Source organism: Actinomyces sp. HPA0247 (genome assembly GCA_000411415.1).
GTDB lineage: Bacteria > Actinomycetota > Actinomycetes > Actinomycetales > Actinomycetaceae > Pauljensenia.
Genome location: KE150450.1, coordinates 973,881 through 998,605, shown reverse-complemented (window position 1 = coordinate 998,605; position 24,725 = coordinate 973,881). Strand labels below are relative to the sequence as shown.

14 protein-coding genes are annotated in these 24,725 nt (G+C 67.6%); 7 read left to right on the top strand and 7 right to left on the bottom strand.

From position 1 onward, the window contains the following. Positions 1–5 precede the first annotated feature (5 nt). The 5 genes from HMPREF1478_RS04025 to HMPREF1478_RS04005 all read left to right on the top strand — a co-directional run bounded on the left by HMPREF1478_RS04025 (position 6) and on the right by HMPREF1478_RS04005 (position 8,737). The gene (locus HMPREF1478_RS04025) at positions 6–4,976 is read left to right on the top strand and encodes a DUF3418 domain-containing protein (protein ID WP_016460810.1); all 4,971 of its coding nucleotides are present in this window, start codon (positions 6–8) and stop codon (positions 4,974–4,976) included. Beyond that, positions 4,973–5,482, top strand: a complete 510-nt coding sequence (locus tag HMPREF1478_RS04020) for a SprT-like domain-containing protein (protein ID WP_016460809.1) — start codon at positions 4,973–4,975, stop codon at positions 5,480–5,482. Before HMPREF1478_RS04025 ends, HMPREF1478_RS04020 begins: the two co-directional genes overlap by 4 nt. A 395-nt stretch (positions 5,483–5,877) precedes the next feature. After that, complete coding sequence (locus HMPREF1478_RS04015) at positions 5,878–6,411, top strand: phosphoribosyltransferase (protein ID WP_016460808.1); 534 nt, start codon at positions 5,878–5,880, stop codon at positions 6,409–6,411. Then, complete coding sequence (locus tag HMPREF1478_RS04010) at positions 6,408–7,094, top strand: AAA family ATPase (protein WP_016460807.1); 687 nt, start codon at positions 6,408–6,410, stop codon at positions 7,092–7,094. Before HMPREF1478_RS04015 ends, HMPREF1478_RS04010 begins: the two co-directional genes overlap by 4 nt. Before the next feature lie 287 nt (positions 7,095–7,381). Beyond that, on the top strand, positions 7,382–8,737 hold the full coding sequence (locus HMPREF1478_RS04005) for a cytochrome c biogenesis protein/redoxin (protein WP_016460806.1): 1,356 nt from the start codon (positions 7,382–7,384) through the stop codon (positions 8,735–8,737). A 326-nt stretch (positions 8,738–9,063) separates the two neighbouring features. On the opposite strand, the gene HMPREF1478_RS04000 is transcribed toward HMPREF1478_RS04005, so the two are convergent. Continuing rightward, positions 9,064–9,837: a hypothetical protein gene (locus tag HMPREF1478_RS04000; RefSeq protein WP_016460805.1), complete on the bottom strand. Its 774-nt coding sequence runs from the start codon at positions 9,835–9,837 to the stop codon at positions 9,064–9,066. A gap of 441 nt (positions 9,838–10,278) precedes the next feature. Between HMPREF1478_RS04000 and HMPREF1478_RS03995 the strand changes: the two genes are divergently transcribed. Next, on the top strand, positions 10,279–11,214 hold the full coding sequence (locus HMPREF1478_RS03995) for an endonuclease domain-containing protein (protein ID WP_016460804.1): 936 nt from the start codon (positions 10,279–10,281) through the stop codon (positions 11,212–11,214). A 268-nt stretch (positions 11,215–11,482) separates the two neighbouring features. Here the strand turns inward: HMPREF1478_RS03995 and HMPREF1478_RS03990 are convergent, their stop codons facing one another. From HMPREF1478_RS03990 to HMPREF1478_RS03965, 6 genes are all read right to left on the bottom strand, one after another. Beyond that, positions 11,483–11,995 (bottom strand): low molecular weight protein-tyrosine-phosphatase, encoded by a 513-nt coding sequence (locus tag HMPREF1478_RS03990; RefSeq protein WP_016460803.1) that lies wholly within the window; start codon positions 11,993–11,995, stop codon positions 11,483–11,485. Positions 11,996–12,135: 140 nt separating this feature from the next. After that, entirely contained in the window at positions 12,136–12,879 is a 744-nt protein-coding gene (gene mtnN / locus HMPREF1478_RS03985) for a 5'-methylthioadenosine/S-adenosylhomocysteine nucleosidase (RefSeq protein WP_016460802.1), read from the bottom strand. A gap of 120 nt (positions 12,880–12,999) precedes the next feature. Next, positions 13,000–15,594, bottom strand: a complete 2,595-nt coding sequence (locus tag HMPREF1478_RS03980; RefSeq protein WP_016460801.1) for a SpaA isopeptide-forming pilin-related protein — start codon at positions 15,592–15,594, stop codon at positions 13,000–13,002. Positions 15,595–15,729: 135 nt separating this feature from the next. After that, positions 15,730–16,905: a class C sortase gene (locus HMPREF1478_RS03975; protein ID WP_016460800.1), complete on the bottom strand. Its 1,176-nt coding sequence runs from the start codon at positions 16,903–16,905 to the stop codon at positions 15,730–15,732. Positions 16,906–17,044: 139 nt separating this feature from the next. After that, complete coding sequence (locus tag HMPREF1478_RS03970; RefSeq protein ID WP_016460799.1) at positions 17,045–18,655, bottom strand: SpaH/EbpB family LPXTG-anchored major pilin; 1,611 nt, start codon at positions 18,653–18,655, stop codon at positions 17,045–17,047. Positions 18,656–18,736: 81 nt separating this feature from the next. Then, positions 18,737–21,745, bottom strand: a complete 3,009-nt coding sequence (locus tag HMPREF1478_RS03965) for a SpaA isopeptide-forming pilin-related protein (RefSeq protein WP_016460798.1) — start codon at positions 21,743–21,745, stop codon at positions 18,737–18,739. Between the two features lie 1,175 nt (positions 21,746–22,920). Here HMPREF1478_RS03965 and HMPREF1478_RS03960 point away from each other — a divergent pair. Beyond that, the gene (locus tag HMPREF1478_RS03960; RefSeq protein ID WP_016460797.1) at positions 22,921–24,660 is read left to right on the top strand and encodes an L-serine ammonia-lyase, iron-sulfur-dependent, subunit alpha; all 1,740 of its coding nucleotides are present in this window, start codon (positions 22,921–22,923) and stop codon (positions 24,658–24,660) included. The last annotated feature ends 65 nt before the right edge of the window (positions 24,661–24,725 follow it).

Below are 24,725 nucleotides of genomic sequence, written 5' to 3'. Positions count from 1 at the left end.
ATATCATGCCTGACTCTCGCCCCACGCCTCCGTCCGAGCCCAACGAGCGCGGCCCCCGTTCTCGCAACGCGGGTCGCCCCGCCAACGGGCGCGACGGCGCGCGGCGCCGCCGAGGCCAGGCAGGCCGCCAGGGCCGCGATAACCGCAGCCGCGAGGGCCGCCGCCCGCGCGAGCACGCGCGCCCCTTCAAGCCCTTCACGCCGGAGCAGCTAGCAGAACGCGCCGCGGCGATCCCCGTGATCGAATTCCCCGACCTGCCGGTGAGCGAGCGCCGGGGTGAGATCGCGCGCGCCATCCGAGACCACCAGGTGGTCATCGTGTCGGGCGAGACCGGCTCGGGTAAAACGACGCAGCTGCCGAAGATCTGCATGCAGCTGGGCCGCGGCGTCGCGGGCATGATCGGGCACACTCAGCCGCGTAGGCTCGCGGCGCGCTCGGTCGCGGATCGCATCGCCGACGAGCTGGGCCAGACCGTGGGCCGCGAACCGGGCCAGGTGGTCGGCTACCAGGTGCGTTTCACGGACGAGGTCGGCCCCACGACCCTCGTCAAGCTCATGACGGACGGCATCTTGCTGGCGGAGATTCAGTCGGATCCGATGCTGCGCCGCTACGACACGCTCATCATCGACGAGGCCCACGAGCGCAGCCTGAACATCGACTTCATCCTGGGCTACGTGGCGCGCCTGCTGCCCGCGCGCCCGGACCTGAAGGTCATCATCACGTCGGCGACAATCGATTCGGACCGTTTCGCACGCCATTTCGGCACGTGGGAGGGCACGCCCGGTTCGGGTCGCCTGATCGAGCCGGCGCCGGTCATCGAGGTGTCGGGCCGCACGTACCCAGTCGAGATCCGCTACCGTCCCCTCGGCCCGACGACGCCCTCCTCGTACACGTCCGAGGCCTCGGCGCAGCAAGCGGACAAGCGCGAGGAGAGCGCAGACGAGCAGAGCTCCGGCCCCATGCAGCTGGTCCTGGAGGACCCGGACGACGAGCTGGCGACGCTGGGCTACGGCATGGGCGAGGACATCGACGTGGAGACCGCGATCTGCCACGCGGTGGACGAGCTGAGCGCGGAGGGCGACGGCGACATCCTGGTCTTCCTGCCCGGTGAGCGCGACATCCGCGACACGGAGGCGGCCCTCCTCGATCACCTGAAGGGACGAGGCCGGCGCGCGGGAGACGACAAGGGCGCTCGCCCGGGAGACATCGAAATCCTGCCACTGTACGCGCGGCTGACGGCGGCCGAGCAGCATCGCGTCTTCGAGCCGCACCGCCTGCGCCGCGTGGTCCTGGCGACGAACGTCGCGGAGACGTCGCTGACGGTGCCGGGCATCCGCTACGTCATCGACCCGGGTTTGGCGCGCATTTCCCGCTATTCCAATAAGACGAAGGTGCAGCGCCTGCCGATCGAGCCGATCAGCCAGGCGAGTGCGAACCAGCGCGCGGGCCGATGTGGCCGCGTCGCGGAGGGCGTGGCGATCCGCCTCTTCTCGCAGGCCGATTACAACTCGCGCCCGCGTTTCACGGAGCCGGAGATCCTGCGCACGTCGCTGGCCAGCGTCATTTTGCAGATGGCGTCCCTGGGCCTGGGCGCGGTCGAGGACTTCCCGTTCCTGGACGCCCCGGATCGGCGCGCGGTGCGCGACGGCGTGGCCCTGCTCGTGGAGATCGGAGCGCTCGCGCAGGGCAGTGGGACCGAGGACGCAACCCCGGCCTCGTCCCAGTACAGGCTCACCGGCATCGGCCGGGACCTGGCACGCCTGCCGATCGACCCGCGCCTGGGGCGCATGCTGCTGGAGGCCGAGCGCCTGGGATGCGCCTCGGAGGTGCTCGTCATCGTGGCGGCGCTGTCGATCCAGGACGTGCGCGAGCGCCCGGCCGAGCACCAGGGCGCGGCGGACGCCTCGCACGCACGCCTGGCGGACCCGCATTCGGACTTCATCACCTACCTGAACCTGTGGCGCTACCTGGCGGTGCAGGCACGCGACCTATCGGGCTCGGCGTTCCGGCGCCTGTGCCGCGCGGAGTTCTTCCACTACCTGCGGTGGCGCGAGTGGCGCGACGTGGTCGGCCAGCTTCGCCAGATGGCGAGGGCGCTGGGGATCGGCGTCGGGCCGGTGGGTGAGCCTTCGACGGGCGACGTCGTGGAGGCCGCCCAGTTCGGCGGCGCGCAGGACGCGGCCGTGCGCGCGGTCCTGGCCTACGGGCAGGGCCCGGCGAGCGTGGACGCGGACCAGGTGCACCGCTCGCTGCTGGTCGGCCTGCTGTCCTACCTGGGGTCGTGGGATGAGACGAAGCGCGACTACGAGGGCGCGCGCGGCACGCACTTCACGATCTGGCCGGGCTCGGGCGTGAGCGGCCACCCCGCCTGGGTGATGACCGCGGAGCTCGTGGAGACCTCGCGCCTGTTCGCCCGCACGGTGGCCCGCATCCGCCCGGAGTGGGTGGAGCCGGCGGCGCGCGGCCTGCTCAAGCGCTCGTATTCGGAGCCGTTCTGGTCGGTCGCGAAGGGCGCGGCGATGGTCCGCGAGCGCGTGACCCTCTACGGGTTGACGCTGGCAGCGGACCGCGAGGTGCTGCTGGGGCGCTTGGGTGACCTCGTCATCGACGAGGCCGTGGCCGCCTCGCGCTCTCACGCTCCGCGCGCGGGGTCGCTGGAGGCGCTGGCGGCCGGCTTGGTGTCGGCGTCGAAGGATCCGCTGTCGTCTGGGTCGTTTGAGCCTCGTCATTTCGAGGAGCTGGCGGCCGCACGCGAGGGGACGACGGCCCGCGAGCTGGCCCGCGAGATGTTCATTCGTAACGCCCTAGTGGATGGCCAGTGGAGGGAGAGGCACGGTTTCCAGCGCCGAAATGAGGCCCTGGTGGAGCAGGCGCGCGAGGTTGAGCGCCGCAGCCGCACCCACGGCCTCGTCGCGGACGAGCAGGCTCGCTTCCGTTTCTTCGACGACCTGATCCCCGAGCACGTGACCAGCGCGGCGGCGTTCAACCGCTGGTGGAAGGACGAGCGCCGCTCTCACCCGGACTTACTGATCTACCCGGCGTCCCTGCTGATGCCACGCGAGGCGACCTCGGGCGAGGGCTTCCCGGATCGTTGGCAGTGCGGCGATCTGTCGCTGCCCTTGAGCTATGAGTTTGCGCCGGGCAGCCCGCGTGACGGCGTGTCGATGCGCATCCCGATCGAGGTGCTTGAGCGCGTCAGCGATAAGGGCACGGACTGGCTGGTGCCGGGCATGCGCGAGGACCTGCTGACCGAGGCGATCCGCGCCCTGCCCAAGGGCGTGCGCCGCCTGCTGGCCCCCGCGCCGGACGTGGCTGCGTCGGTCGCGCGGTGGATCGAGCAGGCGGGCGACGAACCTGTCGAGGCCGTGGCGGCGTCAGCGGACAAGGCTGCCGGGAAAGCGGCGAAGGCCGACGGCTCCGACGATCCGGACCCCCTGAGCCTGGATGCCGCGATGGGGCGCCTGGCCGCGTGGGGCGCGACGTCGGGCAAGCTGTCGACGCGCAATTCCCCCGCGAAGGCGCCGAAGAAGGCCGCGCAGAAGGAGGCTCCTGCGCCGGAATCCACCCAGCAGGGCGTGCCTGCCGCGAGCGAGGCCCCCAAGCCCCGCCCCCTCACCGAGGGCCCGGTCCTGGAGGCCCTCGCCCACGCGGTGCGCGTCCTGCGCGGCGTGGACCTGAGCGAGGCAGATCTGGCGCACGCGCGCGCCCACCTGCCCGACCACCTGCGCATGACCTTCGTCGTCACGGACGCGTCGGGCAAGGAGCTGGGCGCGGGCAAGGACCTGGCCTACCTCCAGCGAACTCTGGCCAGCGACGCGAACAAGGCTGTGCGCACGGCGGTGCGCGCGGCCCTCGAGGAGGCCGGGGAGAAGCAGGCACGCAGGAACAAGCGCGGGCGCGGAACCTCACAGAAGACCGCCGCCACCGGCGCGAACAACACCACCGACGGAGCAACCTCCCCCACCGACACCTCCGCAGGTTCACGTGGTGGAGAGAATTCCCCCACCCCGACGCGCGGCACGACCACGACGGGCACCGGACCCCGTGACGCGGCCCAGGCCTCGTCCCCGGACCCCGCGTTCCACGCGGATGGCGTCACGCAGATGCCGACGCTGCCGCGCTCGATCACCCAGACCTCGGGCTCGATGACGCTGCGGGCCTTCCCCGCGTTGGTCCCCCAGGGCAGCGCGGCGGCCCCGGCGGCGGGCGTGCGCGTCATGGCCAGCGCCGCCGAGGCCGACCGCGAGCACCGCGCCGGCCTCGCCCGCCTGCTCCTGTCCCGCATCGCCCTGGCGACGAACCGCGTGACCACGCGCTGGACGGGCCGCGAGGCCCTCATGCTGGCGGCCTCCCCCTACGCGGACACGGCGGCCCTGGTCGCGGACGCGCAGCTGGCCTCGACTCTGTCCCTCGTCGACGAGCTGAGCACCCCCTCCGACGTGCGCGACCCCGAGGCCTTCGAGACCCTCGTGGCGGCCGCGCGCGACGCCCACGAGGACCGCGTCTACCAGATCCTCTCCCACGTCGTGCGCGCCCTGGAGGCCAGCGCCGAGGCCGACGCCGCCGTGCGCTCGCACCCCCAGGCCTCGCTGGAGGAGACGACGCGCGACGTCGCGGCACATGGGAAGACCCTGCTCTACGAGGGCTTCGTGTCGGCCACGCCCGCCTTCGCGCTGCCGCACCTGGCCCGCTACCTGCGCGCCGGGGCTGTGCGCATCGAGCGCGCCGCGTCCTCGCCGGGGGCGCTGAGCCGGGACCTGGAGGACATGGATCGCATCCACCAGGCCGAGGCCGACATCGCCGCCACGCGGCAGGCCCTGGAGCGCCGCCCCTACGACGCCCGCCGAGACGCCGCGCTCACCCAGGCGCGATGGATGGCCGAGGAGCTGCGCGTGTCCATGTTCGCCCAAACCCTGGGCACGCCCAATAAGGTCTCCATGAAGCGCCTGCTCGGCGTCCTCGCGGGGGCCCGGTGAAGCGCGAGGAAGCCCGCACCCTCGCGCGTTCCCTGATGGACGCTTCTGGCCTGGCGGACTGGCGTTTCCGCTTCGACCACGCCAAGCGCCGGGCGGGGGCGTGCACGCACTCCACGCGCACGATCAGCCTGTCGGGGCCGCTCACCGACCTGTACGACGCCGACACGATCCGGGGCGTCATCCTGCACGAGATCGCCCACGCCCTCGTCGGCCCCGCCCACGGGCACGACGCCGCGTGGAAGCGGGCCGCACGCGCCCTCGGGGCCCCGGATTCCGCCCGGCTGCCCTCGTCCCTGCCCTCCCCGGACGCGCACTGGGTGGGCACGTGTCCGCGCTGCGGGGCCACGCGCCGCCTGTACCGGGCGCCGCGGCGTGTCTCCTCGTGCGGGGTGTGCTCGCGCGCCTTCGATCCCGCGCTGATCCTCACGTGGGAGCACCACGGAAAGTCGGCCTCGCCCGGGCGCGCCTACGAGCGCGAGCTCGCCGCACTCCGCCGCCGTCGTTAGCGTTACCACCGCCGTAAGCGTTTCCGCCGCCGTTAGCGTTTCCGCTGTGAGTACCGCCGCCACCGGCCGATCCCACACACGATCACTTACCCAAAAATGTCGCATGCAATTCCCCTTTCACTCTTTCAAACTTTGAAATCAGACCGTTGGAATTGCAACGTTTTAAGCCATACTCAAAAAATGACCGAGTTAAATTACCTGCGATATTCGGGGAGAAACTTCTCAGGCCCTTCCTCACCCCTTCCTCGCCCCTTCCTCGGCCCTGACCTTGGAGACCCACAACGCTGTCCGCAGCCCGCATATGCCCACGTCACAGTTTTGTAACCCGGGCGGGCGCGCACACACCCGCCCGACGGCGATACCCTTGATCCCAACACCCCCGAGAGAAGGAAGCCATGGGTACCACCGCCAGCCCCGACGCCACGACCGCTCCCGACCGCGAAGTCCTCACCTGGCAGGGCTTCGGCGACGCGTCCCGTGAGCTCACCCAGCAGATCGTCGACTCCGGCTGGATCCCGGACCTGATCGTCGCCATCGCGCGCGGCGGCCTCATCCCGGCCGGCGCCATCGCCTACGCGATGGACGTCAAGGCGATCGGCACCATGAACGTCGAGTTCTACTCCGGCATCGGTGAAACCCTCGCCGAACCCATCCTGCTACCCCCGCTCATGGATGTCTCCGCCATGAACGGCAAGCGTGTCCTCGTCGTCGATGACGTCGCCGACTCCGGCAAAACCCTCAAGATGGTCATGGACCTCATCGACGAGCACGGCCTCTCTCTCGATGGCTCCTCCTCCGTGCGCGTCGAGGCGCGCAGCGCGGTCATCTACAAGAAGCCCGTGTCCATCATCGACCCCGACTACGTGTGGGCGCACACCGACAAGTGGATCAACTTCCCCTGGTCGACGCTGCCCGTCATCAAGCCGTGACTTCCTCTCGGGCGGGCTCAGGACGGCAGGCGGCCGCCTCTCCCGGCCGCGCCCAGGCCTCGTCGATCACCCGGCGCATCGTCGAGGCCGTGGCCGAGCGCGCACGCAACGGTGACCCCGTGCGCGTGCTGGGCCTGACCGGCCCTCCAGGGACCGGCAAGACGACGATCGCCGCCGAGCTGGCTCGCGCCCTGCCCGAGGCCGGCATCCCCGTCGCCGGACTGGCCCCCATGGATGGCTTCCACATGTCCAACGCGGTGCTGGCGGCGCGCGGCATCGCCGACCACAAGGGCGCACCCGACACGTTTGACGTGGGCGGTTTCATCGCCCTCCTGGGGCGCGTGCGCCGCGCGGACGGCGTGGTCCTCGCCCCCGACTACCGGCGCGACCTGCACGAACCCGTCGCCGCCTCCCTGCCCGTCGAGGTCGACGGCGTCGTCATCACGGAGGGCAACTACCTGGGCCTCGAGCTGCCCGGCTGGGCGGACGTGCGCGGCCTCATCGACCTGCTCGTCTTTATTGACACGCCTTTCGAGGAGCTCGCATCGCGCCTCATCGACCGGCACATGAGCTTTGGGCGCGACCGCGCGGACGCGGCGCACTGGGTGCGCACGGTGGACGCGGCGAACATGGCGTTGGTCGAGCGCACGAAGGAGCGCGCGGACCTGGTCCTGTCGCTGTAGGCGAGTCCTGTCGCTGTAGGCGAGTCCTGTCGCTGTAGGCGCGTCGGACCGACGCGCCACAGCCTCGTCACTGCGCCCACACCCCCATAATTTCGCACGTCATTTCCCACGGTCAGTTTTAGAGCACGGCCGAAAACCGCATGATTTCAACGATCCTATTTCAACGTTTGAAATGCCAGGGAGCGAATTACGTGCGACTTTTCAGGGGACGGTCATGCCAAACGGTTGCCATGCTTGCCGTCGATATGTAGCGCGCATTTTCAACCACTTCCAAGTAAGGTGAACCTATGTTCCTCTTGCTAGGCCTTCTCGGCGGCTTCATCACGGGCATCTCCCCGTGCATCCTCCCGGTCCTGCCCGCGCTCTTCCTGGGCGCCGCGGGCGGGCGCGACTCCGCGTCCTCCTCGAACGAGGCCGGGGCCGCCCGCTCCTCCGTATCCTCTGACGAAGCGAAGGCGGGCGTGGATCCGTCGCTCTTCCGTCTCGCTCCGGGCGTGAACCTGGGCGGGGAGGCGCAGAAGAAGGCAGCTGTCGCAGCACAGAGCGGCGAGTCGGTAACGCGCCGCCCGGTGCTCATCGTCCTGGGCCTGGTGACCTCGTTCATGCTGATCACAGTCGCAGGTTCGGCGCTGCTGAGCTTGCTGAACCTGCCGCAGGCGCTGATCCGCTGGACTGGCATCGTCCTACTGCTGGCCGTCGGCATCGGCATGATCGTCCCAAAGATGATGGAAGTGCTGGAACGCCCCTTCGCGCGCCTGGCGCCTCGTACGACGGGTGACAGCGCGGGCTTCGGCCTCGGCCTCGTCCTGGGCGCGGCGTTCGTTCCGTGCGCGGGCCCGGTGCTGACCTCGATCATCGTGGCCTCGAGCTCCGGGCAGATCACCTGGCACATCATCGGCCTGGCCATCTCCTTCGCAATTGGCGTGTCGATCCCGCTGATGATCGTGGCGATCGCCGGGTCGGGGGTGGCCGCGCGCTTCCTGAAGACCCGCCAGCGCCCCCTGCGCATTGCGGCGGGCGTCGCCATGATCGCGCTCGCGCTGGGCATTGCGACCGACGCTCCGATGGCCTTGCAGCGCATGATCCCCGACTACACGGCCTCGCTCGAGGCGGGCACCGAGGGCGCCTGCGAGGACGGTGCGTGTGAGCCCGAGAAGGAGGTCGAGGCGAGCACCGACTTCGCGCAGTGCGCGCGCGGCGGCGCGAAGGATTGCGGCGTGATGCCGACGATTCAGGCCTCGGAGTGGCTGAATTCCCTGGGCCAGCCGTCCGGAATGGTGACGCTGGTGGACTTCTGGTCGAGCTCGTGCACGAACTGCCAGCGCGAAATCCCCGAGCTCGAGGCCATCTACGAGAAGTACAAGGACTACGGCCTGGTCGTGGTGGGCGTGCACTCGCCCCAGCAGGCCTACGAGCGCGACCCTGCGGTCGTGAACGCGTCGATCGACAAGCTGGGCATCACCTACCCGGTGGCACTGGACCCCGACCTCGAGGCCTTCAAGGCCTACGGCGCGACGGCGTGGCCGACCCACTACATCGCGGGCGCGGACGGCCAGCTGGTCGCGGTGGGTCGCGGCACAAAGGGCGTCGAGGAGCAGATCCGCACGCTCCTCACCCAGGCGGGAGCATCCCTGCCCGACTGAGGCACGCAGGCCTTCACGCAGCGAGCGACTACCGCACGCACGATTGAACGCAGCAAGCGACCACCTCACGCACGATTGAACGCAGTGAGCGGCTACCCCGCACGGGGTAGCCGCTCACTCTATCCGGCGTCGATACTTATCCCCCCGACCAATTTCGCATGCAATTCCCCCGCAGCTCTTTCAAGATTTGAAATCAGATCGTTGAAATCATGCGGTTTTCCCGAGGTACCAAAAAGACCTCGGCAGGGAATTGCATGCGAAATTGAAGAGGCTACCCAGCATCAGCCAACGCGGCACAACGCATCAGCCAACCCGCCTCGTGCCAATCAGTGCCACTCGGCGTTACCGACAGCCCAGGTACCGTCCTCCTGCTCGACGAGGGTCAGGAACACCAACTCGCGGACCGGCTCGTGCGAGCCATCCGCGTAGGAGCGCGTGAAGCTGACGAGCCTCACCCACTCATTGCCTTCGCGGCGGGGCGATTCCCTGCCCTCGACGCCGATGTTCTCAATCGTGACAGTCGTGTGGGAGCGGTTCGGCACCAACGGCAGGAACTCGCCCTGTCCCTTCACCAGCTCGGGGGTCGGCGTGTGCTTACGCTGCAGCTCGGGTGTTTCGTAGACGCTCGCACGGATGGACGCGAATGCGTCCGTGACGTCGCGCGACGCGTCCCACGTTTGATTGGTGATGACGTAGGCGGAGCACACCGCGTCAGCGTCCTTGCGGTCAACGGTGGACGGGTCGGGTAGGAGGTCGTCGAGCCACTGAACCGATGCGGGGTGCAGGCAGGTTCCGTCGGGCGCAGAGGTGCCGTCCTCGCACGGGGGCATGCTCGAGGCCGTGGCCTCCGGGGTGGGGGCCGCCTCGGACTGCGGCGCGGTGTCGGGCGCCTGTGAAGCCTCGCCGGACGAGGCACCACTCATTCCACCGTTTGAATCGGAGCTCGCCTTCGAGGCCGTGGTTCCCGAGTCCGCGCTCGTCAGGAACGTGCGCGCCATGAAGAAGCCACCGACGCCCAGGACGAGGGCGACGGCTGCGACCAGTGCAATGACGACGATTGTCGTCCGCTCACCACGTGCGACTTTGTTCAGTGCGTTCATATGCATCCTTAGTTTGTGTTGTGTATGCGCGTGTCATCGTCTGTGAAGCTTGGCCGCTCACCGCAGACCGTGCAGCGGCTGACCGACATGCCAGCAATCTCACCGTAATCCGTGACACGGGCAACAAACAAGCTCGTCCCATTGGCAGAACGCGTTTGACAACGCGGCGTTCTCGAACTGCACCCCGGCCTCGCGCACCCAGGCCTCGTAACCCGACCCGAGCCTCGTGCCCCCACCTCCCCCACACCCTCAATTACCCCACAATGTCGCATGCAATTCCCCCACACTTCTTTCAAGATTTGAAGTCAGATCGTTGAAATCATGCGGTTTTCTCGAGGTTCGCCAAAGACCCCAGGAAGGAATTGCATGCGAAATTTCTTAGTTATCCACAGATTTTTCAAACAGCTCACATAAAGCGCCGCAAAGTAGCATGATCTGTGCATGGACCTCAACGAAGAGCTACGTAAACGGCACGGAATCACCAAACTATCGAGCCTGCGCCACGCAGAGCTCACTCCTTCAATGTTGCCAGCTGGTATCAGTCACTACCGAGGCTGGATCTATGACAAGAACAGCTTCACTCTCGATCAGGTACGCGCTTTCATATACAACGCGTGCCTGTCGTGCGTGAGTGCGGCGAAGTTCTATGACTTACCAGTCGCCACTGGGGAACTCCCACAGCGGACTCATTTGTCGGTCAGACACAGCCGCGGAATGCACTTCTCAAAGCTCCGCCGTTTCGACGATGTATGCGTCCACTGGGAGCCGGTCCTGAGCGAAGAAGAAGAACGAACACATGTAGCGAGCATCGGGACAGTCTTGGAGCGAGTGCTCGTCTGCATGCCGCTGAAGGTGTCTCTCCCGATGCTCGACGCTGCGCGCAATCGTGGCCTCTACGACGTCTCGACGCTCGCTATCCCTCCAACCGGCAGCCGACTGCCTCACCTCAGAGAAGCGCTTTCCCTCTCGTCGGAACGCGCCCGCTCAATCCTCGAAACTGTTGCCCGCTTGCAGCTCATTGACATGGGGCTGACACCGCAGGTCGGGGTCTGGATCGAAGGAGTCGGCGAGGTCGACATGATCATCCTCGGCTTCATCGTCATCGAGGTGGATGGGTGGGCCTTCCATTCATCGAAAGAGCAGCGCGAGAAGGACCTCAAGCGGGATCGAGAACTTCTCAGGCGCGGATACGTGGTCCTTCGATTCACCTATGACGACGTCATGAATGGCGACTTTGCGCGAGAGGTCCCGGTATCGGTGGAGGCCCTCCTTCGCCTCGTCCCCGACACCGGAACGGAAGACGCGCAGGCCGCAGTGAAGAACGCTGGCTTCCTTGACATCCTGCGCGGATACCTGCCTAGCTATCACCCGCTCTAGCTATCACCCTTAACACTAATTTCGCATGCAATTCCCCCACTCCTCTTTCAACATTTGAAATCAGATCGTTGAAATCATGCGGTTTTCGCGAGGTCCCGAATGGTACCTCAGAGGGAATTGCATGCGAAATTGAAGAGGCTATCCAGAAATCAGTCAGGACAGCGCACCGACCAGGCCAGTCAGCGCGCGGAACGTGCCGAGGCGCCGTGCCCGTCAGCGCGCCATGCCCGCCAGCACGCCGTGCCCGCCAGTTAAGAAGCCGCGCCCGTCAGCGCACCAGATCAACAATGACCGGGGTGACCCGCTCAATGACCTCGAGGGTATCCAGGAAGTCCTGATGCCCGCCGTACCACGGGTCGGGCACGTCGCCGCTGCCCTCGGGGTCGAGGTCGCGGTACAGGCAGATGCGCGGGGCATCGACGGAGAGCAGGTCGGCGGCAGACGCAGGCGCGCCCTCGTGCTCGATGCCTGCCCGATCGGCGAGGCGCTCCAGGACACTCAGATGGCGCGAGGTCATGGCCAGCACGAGGTCCCACTCCCCCAGCTCCCCGGTGCGGATCTGACGCGCGCGGTGGTCGGGCACGATGTACCCGGCGTCGCGCAGCACGCGGGCGGCGCGGCGGTCGATCGGGTTTCCCTGCTCTTCGTCGGACACGCCGGCGCTATCGACGACGACGTCCACGCCGGCGCGCGCGGCGGCCTGTTCGAGGATCGCGTGAGCCATCGTGGAGCGGCAGATATTGCCGGTGCACACCATGAGGACGCGGGCGGGGCGGGTCATGATCGTTTCCGTTCGTTCGGGGGTGGGGGCGGGTACGAGGCCGGGGCGGGCTCCGGCGGGCGCAGGGTCAGGCGGCAGGCTGGTCCGCGCGCACGTGCGCACACACACGCAGGCGCGCAGAACCCGCGAGCCCGCGAGCCTCAGAGCAGCGTCAGGTAGGCGCGCACGGCCTGGGCGCTGTGGGCGGCGGCGCGGGCACCATCCATGTGGAAGGCCTGATCGGCGGTGGGGCCGCACAGGTCGGAGACGGCTCGCAGCGAGATCCAGTCGACGTCGGAGGACCAGCAGACCTGGGCCATGGCGCAGGTTTCCATGTCGGTGCCGATGGCGTCGGGGAAGCGCTCGCGCATGGGGCCGACGTTGGCCTCGGTGCAGAAGGAGTCGGAGGAGACGATGCGCCCGCGGCGGACGGGGTGCTCGATGAGGCCGCGCAGGATGGGCAGGCGTTCTTCGGCGGCTTCGGAGGTGGTGTAGTCGACGGGCATCTGGGGGACCTGGCCCATGGCGTAGCCGAAGGCGGTCGCGTCGGCCTGCCCGTAGATGGCGCGGGTGCCGGCGGCGATGTCGCCGACGTTGATGTCGCGGGCGAGTCCGCCGGTGGTGCCGGCCGCGATGACGATGGGGGCTTCGACGAGGGTGAGGGCGCGCGCAGTCGCGGATGCGGCGTTGGCCAGGCCGATGCCGGAGGTGACGACCAGGACGGTGCGTCCTTCGAGGATGCCGAGCACGAAGCGCTGGGTCTTGTGGGTGCCCGCGAGGATGGCCTGGGGCGTCTCGTCGTCCCCGATGGGCGCGAGCTCGTGCAGGAGGGGCGCGGCCTCCATGTCCATGGCGGCTTGGATGACGGCGTCGACGCGGATGCGCTCGGGGAAGCTGAGGTTCATAGGTCCCATCGTAGGGGACGAGGCCCGCCCCGGTCGCGCTCGCCTCGCGCGGGGGCAGGACGGCGGGGAGCGCCACAGCTGCGGTGGTCGGCGCGCCCACACGCCCCGGCCTCGCGCGAATCAGGCGGTGCGGCGCGCCCACGCGCACGCGCCGGCGAGGCCGAAGAGGGCGGCGCCGAGGCCGAGGTAGGGGTAGTTGCCCGCCGAGCCGGAGTTGGGCAGGACGCCGACCTGGGTGTCGACGACGCGGATGGCGGGCAGCGCGGCGGCACCGGCGCCCGCGGCGGGGATGACGCGCACGGAGGTGAAGCCCTCGTCGGCGCCGAATTCGGTGGTGATCACCGTGGAGGCCGAGGCGTCGGTGCCCACCTCGATGTGGAAGGGCACGGCGCGGGGCAGGAGGACGTGTCCGGCGGGGGCGCGGGTTTCGACGAGCCAGTAGGTCTTGCCGGTCTCGAGGGGCGCGGTGACGAACTGCGATTCGCCGTCGGAGACGGAGACGGGGGTGCCGGTCAGGGCCTCGTTGTCGTAGATCGCGAAGGCGGCGCCCTCAAGCGGGTAGGTGCCGTCCTCGTTGGGAGTACCGACGGGCTGGGTGCCTGCCTTTTCGATGCGGATGGTGCGCGGGCGGGCGGGCGCGCAGGCCTCGTTGTTGGCGGCACCATCGTGGTCGTAGGGGCCGGCGACGGAGTTGTAGAGGCCGCGCTTGGGGGTGAGGCGCCCGCGCGAGGGGACGCACTCGAGGGCAGCCTCACTGTACCCACGAGCGGCCTTATCGCGGGCGACGGTCATGCGGATGAACCAGGTCGCAGACGCCCCGGGTTCGACGGTGGTGCCCTGGGTGAGGACGTAGGTGGCGGCGCGGTTTTGCGCGCGTGCGCTGCGCAGGCCATCGAGAGAGGTGGCGATCGTGGCGGAGCGCAGGGTGAGGCCGGGCGCGAAGGCCGGGGTGTCGACGAGGCGACCGGTCGTGCCCGCGATCGTGCCGTCATTCGTGGCGGTCACGCGGTAAGTGACGGTGATCGTGTCGCCCGAGGCGCCCTCAACACTCTCCACGGCCTTGTCGATGCGCAGCTTGGGGGCCTGCTGCTGGATCGTGAAGTTGCAGGTGATGGGCACGGCGGCGGGGGACGAGGCCGGGGCGACCTGGGAGAAATCAACGCCGCCCGTGTCGGGGTCGCGCGTGACGTTGACGGCCTCGCCGATGCCATTCACGCACGTAATGTCGGTGAGCTCCCAGCGAGCCGAGTTCGGGTCGTCGGAGACCTTCCACGGGCCGAAGTAGCCGGGTTCACCGAAGCGCAGGGGGCGGCGTCCGGGGATGCGTGGGCCAGTCTCGGCGATGACGAACTGGGAGTAGCCGGGGATGAAGGCCTGGTATCCCGAGGTCACGGTGCCGTCCTTGCCGTAGCCCGTGGGGGTCAGGGGGCTGTCCTCGAAGGAGGACCAGTCGACGAAACCAGAGGCATTCTGATCGGTGGCGAGGGGTTCGCCCGTGGGCGATACGAAGTCGCCGATGCCCAGCGTCGTGAAGTTGAAGGAGGGGATTGTGCCGCCGATCGCCTCGGACTGCGGGGTGACAGTCTTCGCGATGCGAATGTAGCGCTCCTGGCTGAAGGTGGCGTACAAGCACCCGTAGGAGCTCTTGTTTTCCTTCGAGCTGAAGGTGGAGACGGGGGTGACGCCTTCGGGCAGCATCGCCGGGCAGGCGCCGTCAGCGCTGGGCGTGAAGCCGGAGAGGACGAGGCGGTACGGGATGCCGTCGATCATCACGGTCTTGTTCGAGGTGGTCCGCGAGATCGTTAGCACGTCGTCGGAGTTGGGGCTCTGGTCGGGCGCGCCCGCGGCGTCCGGGTAGGCAGCCGGGTTGTTCGTGTAGATGTCGCGGTTGCCTCGGCCCTTGCCGACGTGGCGGTAGCAGTACCAGACGCCCGAGCCGGCGTCGCGGTTGAGGGCGGCGTAGGGCGCGTTCGCGGGGCACGAGGTCGGCCCGCTGGCGCGCGAGGCGAGCATGTAGGCGCCCTCGTCACTCAGGGCGGCGGTGGTGTCGGTATCGTCCTCGGTCTCCTCCTGGTCGAAGGGGAAGGAGTCCTCGATACCGCCGATATTGACGTCGATCGTCGAGTGCACCCACTTGTTGGCCGACAGCACCTGAAAGTTGTTGTGCCGCACGGTCCCCAGCAGGAAGGGCTGGCCGATGGGGACGTTACCGGGGTTGTTCGGCTTGTATCCCAGGGCGTTGGTGTCCTGCGGCGAGATGACGCCGGTACTCACGGGGTTGGCGGCGGGCAGGCCGCGCGCGATGTAGGTCCAGTAGTCCCCGGCCGCGACGCTCGCGTCCAGCATCGGCTGGGCGACTCCGGCCTGGAAGGGGGCCGAGGACTGGGCTGGGTCGGCCGCATCATAGGGGCCCGCGCCGCGCACGGTTCCCACGTAGGCGTTATCGGGGACGTTCGTCGTGCGGTCCGTGGCCGAGCCGTTGATGACGGCCGCTCCAAGGCGCCCACTCGATGAGGTAACGGGGACAGTGCCGCCACCGGGTGTTTCCAGTGTTGCGTCGGCGTCAGCGCGCTCGGGGGCGACGAGGCCGGCCAGGGCCGCGGTGGTCACGAAGAGGAGGGCGGACAGTGTGCGCGCGACGGCGCGACGAGGCCGGGGTTCGGTCTGCGCGTCCGTGGCGCGGCGGGAGCGGGCGCCGCAGGGGTGGTGCTCCACGAGCCCTCCAGAGTGTTTGACAGTTACTCACCGACTCTAGCGTAGATACGCGCGAGCGCGCGGGTGAGCTTGCTCGCTCAGGCCCGCGCGCTTGCGCGTATCGGGTGGCCGCTCGCGGCCACGCAAGGAGGGCGGTTACTGCTTGCCGCGCTCCTCGAGCATCTTCTTCAGGGCGGCGGTCCGGCCCGCGTCGATCTCCGCCTCGGAGATCTGCTCGGCGGAGGCCAACAGATCGGGGGTGGCGGGCGCAGCGCCAGCGGCAGCAGGGCCAGCGCCAGCGGCGCCGGAAGCGCCAGACGCGGGCTCTGTGGCCGCAGGATCAGTGGAAGCAGGCGCGCCGGGCTCAGCGGCAGCGCCGGACTCAGCCCCGGCCTCGTCCCCGGACTCAGCGGAAGCGAGCGTGCCAGCGGCGGCGGCACCCTCGAGCGCCTGCGGCTCCTCGTCCTTGCGCTTGCGCGAGCGCAGCCAGAGGATGCCGGCGACGGCGAGAATGACGACGACGGACGCGAGGACCGCGATCATCCACGGCTTCATGACGGAGCCCTTGACCTGCGCGGCTTCGGCGGCCACGGCAGCCTCGTCCATGGGGACGCGCTCGCCGGTCACGAGGAGGCGGTGCGTGTTGACACCGTAGGGGGTACAGGTGATGAGGGTGGCGAGGTCCTTACCCTCGACCTTGTTGAGGGACTCGGTCTCGTGGGGCAGGACGACGCGAATGTCGGTGACCTGGTACTTCAGGTGGCGCCCGGCGGTCTCGATGTAGAAGTAGTCGCCCATCTTGACACTGGTCAGCTGGTCGAACATGGTCGCGTTACCCAGGCCGGTGTGGCCGGTGAGGACGGTGTGCGTGGATTCGCCGCCGACGGGCAGGGCGGTGCCGAAGAGGTGGCCGATGCCCTTGTCGAGGGTCGCGGTGTCGGTGCCGTGGTAGATCGGCAGGTTGACGTCGATCGAGGGGATCTTGATGGTCGCCATGACGTCGTTGAGGTTGAGCTGGCTCAGGTAGTCCTGGTACTGAGCGGTGCCGGGGCGCTGGGCGTCCAGCCAGGGGTCGAGGATCGGCGACTCGGAGGCCTTGAGGTTATATTCGTCGGCGCGGCGCAGGGACTCGGCGACGGCGTCGGGGCCGGCCTGCTCGGCGACGGCGCTGAATTCGGAGGCGATGCGTTCCTGGCGCTGGTTGTTGTACTGGGTCGCGAAGACGGGGTACAGGAGGACCAGGATGCCGGCGAGTAGCAGGATCGGCGGCGCGATCGTCAGGAGACGCCACTTGAGGGGTGTCTTCTTCTTGTCGGGCGCTTGGGTGCTCACGCTTTCTCCGTTCATTGCCGAGGCCGTGGAAGTTTGTCTGGTTACAGGGTAGTACCGCTTGGGGGCGGTGTGCGGGCAACGCGAGGGGGGTGTGGACCCGCGGGTCCACACCCCCCTGTGTGTCGCTAGCTAGCGAGGATCAGGCGTCGGCCTGCTCCTTGCGGCGCTTGTTGGCCAGCGCGATCGCACCGGAGCCGCCCACGAGGAGGGCGCCAGCACCGATCAGGACGCCGACACCGGCAGCACCGGTCAGCGGCAGGTTGAAGCCACCGTTGTGCGGGACGTCCTTGACGGTCGTCGCGAGGGTGTAGGTGTTGTCCTCGGTGGAGTTGGTCTGCAGGACCTGGAAGGCGATCGGGCGGGTCTGGAGCTCGAAGCCTTCGGGGGCCTTGGTCTCAACGAGGCAGTAGTAGCCGGGGTTGGTGACGGCCTCGTTGTTCTCCCAGTCGTTGTTGCGCAGGCCGTCGATGGTGACCTCGCCGTTGTCGTCGGTCGTGTAGGTCGTGGTGCCGGCGGGGCTCAGCTTCTCATCGAGGGTCGCGTCGACGGACTCGAAGTTCGCAGTCGGGGTGGCCTGAGGCGTGCACTTGTAGACCTCGAACTCAGCGCCCTTCAGCTTGGTGGCGGGATCCTTGGCGGAAACCTTGGTGATCTTCACCTTGCCGAACTTGGAGACGACCTCGGAGTTCGGGTAGTCCGGCGGGGGAACGGTGCCCGAGTTGGGGGTCCAGCCGTTGGAGGGGGCGTTGGGGAGCAGGATGGCCTTGTTCTTGAACAGGCCGTCGGACTCCACCTTGTCCTTGACGGTGCCGGACAGGTCCATCTGGACCTTGGTGGTGTCGTCCTTGCGGTTGTCGAGCAGCTTCTGGCGGCCCGCAGCGGTGAACTCGGCGGTCCAGAACTTGGTCTTGCCGTCGGTGCCGTCAGCCGAGATCAGCTTGTAGTCGGTGTCCTTGACGAGGGCGACCTCGCCGGTCTTACCGTTGATGAGCTTCAGGGCGACGTTCGCCTCGGGCAGCTCAACGCGCTTGTCGTACTGGTCGACGACGTCGTAGTAGTCGAGGGCCTCAGCGGCGGGCACGTCGGACTTGATGGTGTAGGAGATCTCGGAGCCGATGGCCGGGGTGGTATCGTCCTTGACCGTCTTGTCGATGCCAGCCTTAGAGTTCTTCGGGTAGGCGTGGACGTCGTAGACCCACTTGTTGAGGTCGGTCGGGTGCGTCATGGGCACCGTGATGATGAAGGGCTTGGAGCCGACGTAGCCCGCGGGGGTCTTGGTCTCGGTCACGACGTAAGCGCCGAGGGGGAGGCTGTCGAAGGTGGCCAGGCCGCCGCCGGCGGTGGTCTTCGTGATGGCAGCGTCGGTGCCGTCAGCCTTCGCGGTGTCAACGTTGCCGTTGTAGCCGGCGAGCTTCTCCCAGCCGGCCTGCGTGGTGAGGTCGACGTTGGTCAGGCGCTCAACGGTGAACTCGGCTCCGTCCAGCGGCGTGCCGGTGGCGGTGGCGTCCACGAGGCCGTTGCCTTCGGTGGTGCCGTTGGTGGCGTCCTTGACCAGCTTGTGGATGGTGATCGAACCGGTCTTGGAGGTGTCGAGGTCGACGAGCGACGGCGCGCGCGTGACGGTGGCGGCGAGGCCGAAGGCGGGGGCAGCCTGGGTCGCGGAGGTGGCGGCGGGCAGGGCCAGCGCGCCAGCGGCGACGGCGAAGGCTGCGAGCAGGCTCAGGCTGCGGCGGGTCTTCGTGGTGCTCATGGGTTTTCTTTCTCCTGTGTGTGTGATTTCGGGAGTTTTTCTTGATGGTGGGTCTCGTGGTCACGGGACCGCATGGGTGGCTCAGGCGTTAGCCTTGCGCCTCTTGGTGGTGACCACGGTCATCACCATCGCCCCGCTCATCAGCGCCGCTGCGACGCCAATGTAGGGGTAGATTCCGGTGCTGCCGGCCTTGGGCAGCTCGCCAACCTCGGTGTCCTTGACAACGATGGTGGCCTTGCGGGTTCCGGCGACCATGAAGCCCTGGGGGCCGGAGGTGCCGGTGGCCTCGGAAGAGAACGCCTGGACAGCGCTCTTGGCCCACTTGGCCGCGTCGTTTGCGTCAGCCGCAAGCTCAACGGTCGTTCCGGAGCCGGTGGCTCGGGACGTCAGCTTGAACTCGAGGGGCTGGGGCAGGAGCGAGTGTCCAGCGGGGGCCTTGGTCTCGACCAACCAGTAGGCGGTGTCGAGGTTCAGGTCGCTGACGGACCAGTAGTAGCCGTCCGTGGCGGTCGCCTGGGTCAGGGTCTTGACCACGGTGGCGTTCGCGTCGGTGTTCGGGTTGGCGTTGTAGATCGCGAACTCGGCGCCCTTCAGGGGGTACATGGCCGCGTTGTTCGGACCGATGTACTGGTTCGAGGCGTCAGCGAAGGTGGTGCCCGTGTTCTGCGTGCCGGCCTTCACCACCACGAAGTCGTGGGGGACGGTGGGACCGCAGGCCTTGTTGTTGTCCGTGCCGTCGGTGTCCTTGCCGTTCTCAGCCAGGACCTCGTTAAAGAGGCCCTTGCCAGCGGCCGGGACGCCGTTTCCGTTGATGGAGCAGGCCAGGTCGGCTTCCGAGTATCCGGCGGCCGCGGGGTTGCGGGTCACCGAGAAGCGGATCCAGTATTCCTTGGTGGCCCCGGCAGCGAGCTCGACGCCGTCGGTCAGCGTGTAGACGCCGTTCGTGGCGGTGGCGTTGGACGCAGAGTCCAGGCCTGCCTTCGTTTCGGCGATCTTCGCGGACTGGATTTCCAGGCCCTTGGCGAAGTCGGGCTTGTCGGTGAGCTTGCCGGTGTTGGCGGCCAGCGAGCCGTCGTTGGTGGCGACGATCTTGTAGTCCACGCTGAAGGTGGTGGCGCCATTCGCGCCGCCGTTGTTCTCGATGGTCTTCTGGACGCGCAGCTTGGGGGCCTGGTATTCGTTCACGAACGTACAGGTGATGGGGGCTGCCTCGTTGGACGCTGCGCCGCCGACGTTCTTGAAGTTGACGCCGCGCTCGGTCTTGGTCACGGCGACGTCTTCACCGATGCCGTTGACGCACTTGATGTCCTTGAGGTTCCACTTGTCCTCGCCGCCGGTCGAGATGTCCTTCTCCGTGATGGTGAAGTCGGAGTTGCCGACCTCGAAGGGGATGAAGGTCGAGTCGTACTTCGCCTGGTCCTCACCGAAGGCGGTGGGGGTCAGCGTCGCGGCCGGGTCGGCTGCGGAGATGTACGAGGCCTTGGCGGGAGCGGAGGAAGCCGTGGGCTTCGTGACGGTCACCGTGCCGGTGGTCGCCGGCGTGCGGTCGGTATTGTCCGCCCACGTGTCGCCCGTGGTCACCGCGAAGTTGGCGGCGGGGATCGTCGGGTTGGCACCCGACGGGTCCTCGACGGCCTTCGCGATGCGCACGGAGCGCTCCTCGGTGATGACGCCGTAGAGGCAGCCAAAGTTCACCGAGAGTTCCTCTGCGACAAAGGTGTTCGTACGCGGGGTGTTCTCAGGAACGCTCGTCGGACAGGTCGCCGACGGAACGTTGTTGATGTTGTCCGAGGTAACCAGCGTCGATCCATTCGGGACGAAGCCCCAAATGCTCAGGCGGTAGGTGCGACCGTTCTTTTCGAACGTACGAGTAGAAACCGTCTTATTCAGCTTGATCGTGTCGGCCACGTAGGGCGACTGATTGACGTTGCCCTTGGCGCCGGGCCACGTACGCGGCAGAATCTCAGGCTTGTTCGGGTTCAGCGTGCTGTAGGGCTGACCCGCGCCAGCGTTGTAGTACTGGCTGTACAGGTCGTAGTCACCGTTGCCCTCACCCACGTACTTGACGCAGTACATGCGTCCGGACGAGCTCTCAGACTTGTTCTGGTAGCCCTGCGAGCGGTCGGCCGCGTTGACCGGGTCCGGCTCATAGGCAGGGCCAATGAAAGAACCGGAAGGTGTGTAACCGGGGGTACCGTACTTACCACCCTTAAGGACCCAATCGCGAGGCCACTGGCCCTCGATCTGCTGGTTTGCAGGCCAGCCGTTAAGACCAAAGTCAGAGGAGCAGGTTCCCGTGCCGGGCTCGCCCGCCGTCTTCACGTAGGCGCCACCCTTGCGGTAGAGGATCGTGGTGGCCAGGGTGTTCGAGGTTTCCTCGTTGACGAAGGGGTACTCCTCGCCCTGATCGTTGGGGAACAGGTTGAGGAACTGCAGCCACAGCGACGAGTGCAGGAAGTGCTGCACCGGGCTCATACCCTGGATGGGCAGGTTGTTGTGGCGGATCTCGCCGATCAGGAAGGTCTCGCCCGGCTGAACGGTGCCCGGATTGTTCGGCTTGAAGCCGATGGCCGACTGGCCATCCACCCAGATCGTCTTATCTCCACCGTTCTTCCACAGGTCGTAGTGCTGCTGCATCCAGTCCTTGGAAGCCTGCGTATCACCGGTGCCAGTGTTGTTCGTCTGGTCATCCCACTTCCACGGGGCGCCACGGGCGATGTAGGTCCACGCGTCATTCGCTCCAGCGTAGTTGCCGCCGAGCCACGTACCGAGCATGTTGTTATCGCTCTTGATACGGTTCCTCGACATGCCCGTCACGATGCCGTAGCGGATGAAGTTGTTGTACGCAGGGGTCGTCGACGTCGCCGTGTCATTGGTGACGCCCTTTCCCATCTTGGCGTAGACCTGACCAACCTCGATGCCGGTGGCGGCGGGCTCCTGGGCGGCCTGAGCGGCCTGGGGGGCGGCGACCTGGGAGACGACCAGCGTGCTGGCGGCAGTTGCCACGACGGCCAGGGCGGCCAGGGCGCGGGACGCGACTCCTGCTCGCTGGGTCCGCGCGTGGCCTGCGCGCGCTCGACTCGTTGCCATTAATCGCTCTCCTTGAAGACTCTTGCTTCGCTGTGTCGTACTCGGGGGGATGTCCCGAGAGGTTTTTCCACAACCTTGATGGCTTCCAGACTACGACGCGGTTACTGAAAAATGCAACCCAATTTGTCCAACTCTCAAAGTGGGCTACCTTACAGAAAAATAGTCAAGCGACATTTCCGCAGGATAAAGCGGTTTTACCTATTGGTATCAGTCTATGAAACTGTCTCATGTGACCTATTTTTTGCTTTTTTAACGGATGGTAACAAATCAAACTGTGGAACTTGACTGCACTTGACACATCCACGACAACCAACCGAAGGTCCTATTTTCACAGCACTGTCACCCGCCAAGCGTCAAGTACTACAAGGGAAACCGCCCTGTCACCCACCCTCGAACTTCTATCCACACGCGTCGGCGCGCCACCGGCACGCCCACGCACCACATGCCCCACGCCACACCCCACGCTACACACCCCACCACACCCCGCCCGCGCCACACACCCCACCACACCCCCGCATCACACCCCCGCATCACACCCCCGCATCACACCCCCGCATCACGCCCCTGCACCACGCGCTCCCGCACCATCACCGCCCCAAAGTCGCATGCAATTCCCCCACGGCACGAATCGGCGCACGCTTAAAAACCGCGGAATATCAACGATCCGACTTCAAAACTTGAAACATTCTCAGGGGAATTGCATGCGAAACTGCTGCGCGCGTGGTCGGCAGGGCCCAGCCGACCACACCCCGCCGTCCCCTTATCAAAGTCGCACGTAATTCCCCCAGGGCTTCATTCATCGACAGCGCGAAAACCGCGGAATATCAACGATCCGATTTCAAAACCTGAAACATCCTCACGGGAATTACGTGCGAAACTGCTGCGCGCATGGGCGGCAGGGCCAGGGCGGTAACACGCGAACGACAGGCACGCCCGATTGAAAGCCGCCGCAGGGCCTGCGGGGCAATAGGAGTGTGACTGCGGCGCTCGTGGGCGGCGGCAGGGCCAGGGCGGGCCTCGAGATCGACCACTCCGAGCGAAGCTCGCGTGTGGCGATCTCGCGGGCGGGCCGCCGCCCACGAGCGCACAGAGCAGACACACAGGAACAGCTGGCCGCGCGGCGGGCACCACCCACAACAGGCAGCCCCCACGGCGACTACTGCACAATAGTCCCCATGGATCTTCGCCCCGTCGCCCTCGGCACATCTGTCACGACGTACGACCCGTCGCGCCCCACGCCCGCAGCTATCGTCTCGGGCGAGGTGGCCGCACACGATGCGCCGCACCCGCTGTCGGTCTTCGACATGTTCCGCATCGGTATCGGGCCGTCCTCGTCGCACACGGTGGGTCCGATGCGCGCGGGGCTCGCGTTCACGACGGAGCTGACGACGCTGAAGCCGCCCTCGCACATCACGATTGACCTGTTCGGGTCGCTGGGTGCGACGGGCCGAGGGCACTCGACGGACCGCGCGGTCCTCCTCGGCCTGGCGGGCTACGACCCGGAGACGGTGGACATCGAGACGGTGGAGTCCATCCTGCCGGCCCTGGCCTCGTCGAGTATGTTGACGCTGCCGAGCGGCACGCAGGTCCCCCTCAACATCGCCGAGGACGTGCGTTTCGTGCCGCGCACGGTCCTGCCCTATCACGTGAACGCGCTGACGATCACGGCTTCCGACGAGGACGGCGCCACCATCCTGGAGCGCACCTATTATTCGGTGGGCGGCGGCTTCGTCATGATTCAGACGAATGACGACCCGCAAAACCCGGAGGTGTCCTCGCTCGCGACGAGCCAGGCGGGCGTCGGCATCGACGTTCCCGCACCGCACCCGTTCGCGTCGGGCGCGCAGCTGCTCGCCGCGTGTGACGCGTCCGGCCTGAGCATCGCGGACCTCGTGCGCACGAACGAGGAGGCGGTACGCCCCCACGAAACCGTCAACGCGTACTTGGATCGCATCGCCGACACGATGTTCGACTGCGTGGACGCAGGCACGTCGGCGGCGGGTATCCTGCCGGGTGGCTTGGATGTGCCGCGCCGCGCCCGCGCGCTCGCCGGCAAGCTCGCGGAGCGCCTGACGGGCACCCATGTTTCCACGGACGAGGCCGGGGCCCCCTCGGGCGCATCTCCCGCGGCGGGTGCCCACTACCCTGCTGCTCGCGCCTGGGTGTCGACGGTTGCCGATCCGATGCGTGCGATGGACTGGGTGAACCTCTTCGCCCTGGCCGTGAACGAGGAGAACGCGGCCGGACACCGCGTCGTCACCGCACCGACGAACGGCGCGGCCGGCGTGATCCCCGCGGTCCTCGGCTACCTGGTGACTCACTGCCCGGAGACGGGGTCGACGCCCGGCGTGGCGGCGGGCCCTGCGACGGAGGACGGCGCGGTGACCCCGCTGGCGCATATTCGTATGACGGCGGACTCCTCGGAGGATTGCTCGGATGATCCCACGTCGCCCGAGGCGTGCGCGGCCCGCCGCCGCGCCCTCGTGCACGATTTCCTGCTGGCGGCGACCGCTATCGGCGCCCTCATTAAGACGAACGCGTCCATCGCTGGCGCGGAGGTTGGCTGCCAGGGCGAGGTCGGGTCGGCCTCGGCGATGGCGGCCGCCGGACTGGCGCAGGCCCTCGGCGGCACCCCGCAGCAGGTGGAAAACGCGGCAGAGATCGCGATGGAACACTCGCTGGGCCTGACGTGCGACCCGGTGGCGGGCCTCGTGCAGGTGCCGTGCATCGAGCGCAACGCGATCGCGGCCGTCAAGGCGATCAACGCGGCGCGCATGGCCCTGTGGGGCGACGGCCGCCACACGGTGAGCCTGGACGTGGTCATCGAGACGATGCGCCAGACGGGCAACGACATGCTCTCGAAGTACAAGGAGACCTCGGAGGGCGGCCTGGCCGTCAACGTCGTGGAGTGCTGAGGCCTGCGGGGCCTGACTGCGGCGCTGAGCGTGGCCGCGGGGTATGGTCGCGGGGTATGGTCGCG

Bases quoted from the DNA above. Each gene is read 5' to 3' on its own strand.
- HMPREF1478_RS04025 (WP_016460810.1), top strand. From the start codon at position 6: ATGCCTGACTCTCGCCCCACGCCTCCGTCCGAGCCCAACGAGCGCGGC.
- HMPREF1478_RS04015 (WP_016460808.1), top strand. From the start codon at position 5,878: ATGGGTACCACCGCCAGCCCCGACGCCACGACCGCTCCCGACCGCGAA.
- HMPREF1478_RS04005 (WP_016460806.1), top strand. From the start codon at position 7,382: ATGTTCCTCTTGCTAGGCCTTCTCGGCGGCTTCATCACGGGCATCTCC.
- HMPREF1478_RS04000 (WP_016460805.1), bottom strand. From the start codon at position 9,837: ATGAACGCACTGAACAAAGTCGCACGTGGTGAGCGGACGACAATCGTC.
- HMPREF1478_RS03995 (WP_016460804.1), top strand. From the start codon at position 10,279: ATGGACCTCAACGAAGAGCTACGTAAACGGCACGGAATCACCAAACTA.
- HMPREF1478_RS03990 (WP_016460803.1), bottom strand. From the start codon at position 11,995: ATGACCCGCCCCGCCCGCGTCCTCATGGTGTGCACCGGCAATATCTGC.
- mtnN (WP_016460802.1), bottom strand. From the start codon at position 12,879: ATGAACCTCAGCTTCCCCGAGCGCATCCGCGTCGACGCCGTCATCCAA.
- HMPREF1478_RS03970 (WP_016460799.1), bottom strand. From the start codon at position 18,655: ATGAGCACCACGAAGACCCGCCGCAGCCTGAGCCTGCTCGCAGCCTTC.
- HMPREF1478_RS03965 (WP_016460798.1), bottom strand. From the start codon at position 21,745: ATGGCAACGAGTCGAGCGCGCGCAGGCCACGCGCGGACCCAGCGAGCA.
- HMPREF1478_RS03960 (WP_016460797.1), top strand. From the start codon at position 22,921: ATGGATCTTCGCCCCGTCGCCCTCGGCACATCTGTCACGACGTACGAC.